We start from the raw sequence: 3,334 nt of genomic DNA on the forward strand, positions 1-3,334 counted from the left end.
TGTGGGCCGTCAAAACTAAACCCACTTTTTATTAATCTATCATAAAACCAATTATGCTCAGAATCATTATTATCAGTCTTCCTAAAATTATTTAGTTCTTTTATTCCAAGCATCCTGAGAGGACTCTCTCCAAACCTTATGATCTTAATATGTAATAGCGCTGTTAAATTTCTAAAATACTCTTTTACCTTCCCCTCTTCTTCACCTAATCCTTCCTCTATAAATATTCCCCACTCCATATCAGACCATGGTGTCATAGTACCCAAACCCATTGATCCCATACCGAAGAAAGAATAAACTACATCTCTTCCTTTAATCTGAGGCAACCCACCCAGCTCTTCTATACAATCTTCAACCAACTTGTTTATTAAGCCTGTTTTTTCTATCTCACCTTTTATATCCCTGCTGCCTATAAAAAATTCTTTTATATCCTTATATATCTCTTTAATTTTAAGTGCTCTCTGTCTTAATTCCTCATAATTTAATAATTTGGTTTGTAAAAACTTTTCTCTAATTTGTGTTAGAGTATCTTTATCAATCAGACTATCAAGATAATTTTCTATAACTAAGTTTGTCCCTTCGACAATTTGTTGAGTATTTACAGGATTTATTAGCTTACCAAGATCAATTTTTTCTAATAATAAGCTTAGTAACTGTTCGACTGGATTTGACTCAACTTCAGCTTTATTCAAACCAAGATCTTTAATCCCTTCTAATCTTCCCCCAATGGAGAACCTATGTTTCTCTAATTCAGCTTTATATTCTTCTATCTTATTGAAACTTACTTTCTTAATATATCCTTCTGGTATTTTTCTATCTAGTCTAGCTTGTTTTATAAAACCTTCTTCCGTTAAAGCTATCTTACCTGCTACTTCTTTACATTTTTCTTCTTTTTCTATTTTATCAGGAAGCTTATCTATTAACTTAAGTAAGTACTGGTATATACCTATTGCGTTAGGATAATCCAACCTATCTTCTCCTTTAGAATATATATCTCCTAATTTTAAAAATAACCTATACTCCTGCTCATAATACTTACCTGTACTTGGTTCACTGATGCATAGTTTTAATCCTTCTTTTATCTTTTGTAGGCTTTCCTCCATATTGCCTTCAGTATCTAACTTATTTACATGTTCTATTATACTTTCTATTAACTGGGGTAGTTCTAAATCTAATGCTCCATTTTGAGAACTTTCTCTTTGCTGCATATAATCTTAAGCTGTAAATTTTTCTTAAAACCAGGAGTAGACATAATCAGGATATTTATCAAACTAAGCAATGTTAAGCTTGAGTAAAGGATTATTAATATTTTATTGATAAAAAAATAAAAGCTTTGAGTTATAGCGATTATTATATATAAAGTAATTATTTAGTTAACTGTTAGAAGCCTTGTTGCTTAAATCGGTATTGTCATGTTGTGCCTGTAGGGTAGTTGCTATGTTCTTTATATGCTTTTGTTATAATAAGGGTATATGCTGTTACATTGTTCCAAATGCTAAGAGCATTAGCTAATTTCCCCCTTCTTTCTTGTGCATTTAATTGTATGATTCATATACCTAGTTCCAGCTGAATGTAAGATTAACTCTCAACTAGTATACATTATGGCACTAAAATGCCGAATATATGACAGCTTCCTTTTATATCTTTGGCTTTTGTAAAGCTTTTTATTTTACCCTTTCTTTATCGTGGCGCCCGCACCAGGTTTACGCTTAGAACCCCAACTCCTAATCAGAAATTTCTTGTTTATAGTTGCTATCTATTCCCTTTATTATTCATATATTCTCCAAATTCTTGATCTAATTCTCAATCTAAAGACTATTTATCTAATGCTTGTTTGCACTGATTCAACTTTTCTATCTTCTTGAGCAGTTCAGTTGCACAGTTTTTATCACCAATATCACTATACGCATAAGCAGTTAGGTATAATACTAATACTTTCTCTTCTTGCTGCTGTGGTGAAAGGTTCTTAGTCTTTTTAAAAGATAAATTTATTTCCTCAAATTTTTTCAATATTTTTTTTGCTTCTGCTACCTTGCCATGCATTGTATGCAATCTAATCAGTAGGTAATAAGCTAATAAATGTGGTGCTACTACTATACTCTCTTGCGTATTAAGTAGCTGCTGGAGTGGCTCTGCTATTATTACTTTTTGTGACCGCTCATACTTTAGCTTTAAATCATCACTGCGTAACTCAATCGCTTTGTTTAATAACTCCTGTATTTCTTGATACTCTCCAGAATCATCGTTTTTATGCTCGTTCATCCACACCATTGCATGAATTACAGAGTAAGCTGGATGTTGTTCTAATTGATTCTTAGGTGAAAATATATTAGTAAATTCATGTGAAAATTCCGAATTTTGTGGATTTAAATATTGCTGATATAAATTTAATAAAATATTACTAAAAACTTTATTTTCTATTAGAGGCTTAAAATATATTAATAAATCTTTATTAAAAGGAACCAGCTCTCTTAAAGGGTGGTCATTTTTTATAATAAATATTATTAGGTCTATTACACTTCTTATATTATCTGTAGTTAATAATTTATTAATATTTTGTTTTATAATATTTAAAATGAGTTTTGGTTCTATTATATGTAATATGCTAGCAAAAACTTGATAAAGTGTTTCTTTACAAACTGTTTGTTTTTCTTCTTTCTCCTTTTCTTTTTCTGTGTAGGTTGATATGAAATATTTGAAAATTAATATTTCTGGAATACTATTTTTAGTATCATCACCTTTATTTGAATTAATTAAGATTTTTCAGAAATAATTTATTTATTTATTGTAATATTAATTGGTTTCCAGGTTTGCCCTCTGTGTTTATTATATGCCCTTAACCTTATTTCAGTAATTAAAGCAAAGTCTATCAAATCTTCCTCTTCTGTTAAACAATCCCATGTGCTTTCATAATTACTAGAGTTAGCTGACAATTTCCTATCATAAAACCTATAAATAGATTTAATGAAAGCAGCACTTGCCATATAGGATATTTTTATTTTAAAAGTATAATTTTCTTGTGTTGGAGGATCATGCTTTTCAAGATCCTTTTCTAAAAGCTTTTGTAATAAGCCTTGATCCAAAGTAGGCTTTTTTATTATACATAGGTTATAAAGGTTACAGTCTCCATGTATTAAAGTTATAAAATTTAAAGCTTGTAATAATTGTAAATTCTCTTCTTTTAAATTATCTTCCTTTAAAAAATTTGCATATTCATCAGGTGTAAAAATTAGCTCATAATCAGTATGATCCTTGTACCCTTACCTACCAAGTGGAGCCTGTGGGCCGTCAAAACTAAACCCACTTTTTATTAATCTATCATAAAACCAATTAT

Annotated in this window: 3 protein-coding genes; all 3 read right to left on the bottom strand. The window is 29.8% G+C overall.

Features of this window, described 5'->3' with window-relative positions; translation table 11 throughout:
* A partial coding sequence (locus NF27_RS10560; RefSeq protein ID WP_039459454.1) for a hypothetical protein occupies positions 1 to 1,208 on the bottom strand: 1,208 nt, incomplete at its 3' end.
* 607 nt (positions 1,209 to 1,815) lie between these two features.
* Positions 1,816 to 2,262: a hypothetical protein gene (locus NF27_RS10565; RefSeq protein ID WP_039459456.1), complete on the bottom strand. Its 447-nt coding sequence runs from the start codon at positions 2,260 to 2,262 to the stop codon at positions 1,816 to 1,818.
* Between the two features lie 512 nt (positions 2,263 to 2,774).
* On the bottom strand, positions 2,775 to 3,083 hold the full coding sequence (locus NF27_RS10570; protein ID WP_039459458.1) for a hypothetical protein: 309 nt from the start codon (positions 3,081 to 3,083) through the stop codon (positions 2,775 to 2,777).
* Between the last annotated feature and the right edge of the window lie 251 nt (positions 3,084 to 3,334).

The sequence above is a fragment of the Candidatus Jidaibacter acanthamoeba genome (assembly GCF_000815465.1).
In the GTDB taxonomy this organism is placed as follows: Bacteria; Pseudomonadota; Alphaproteobacteria; order Rickettsiales; family Midichloriaceae; genus Jidaibacter; species Jidaibacter acanthamoebae.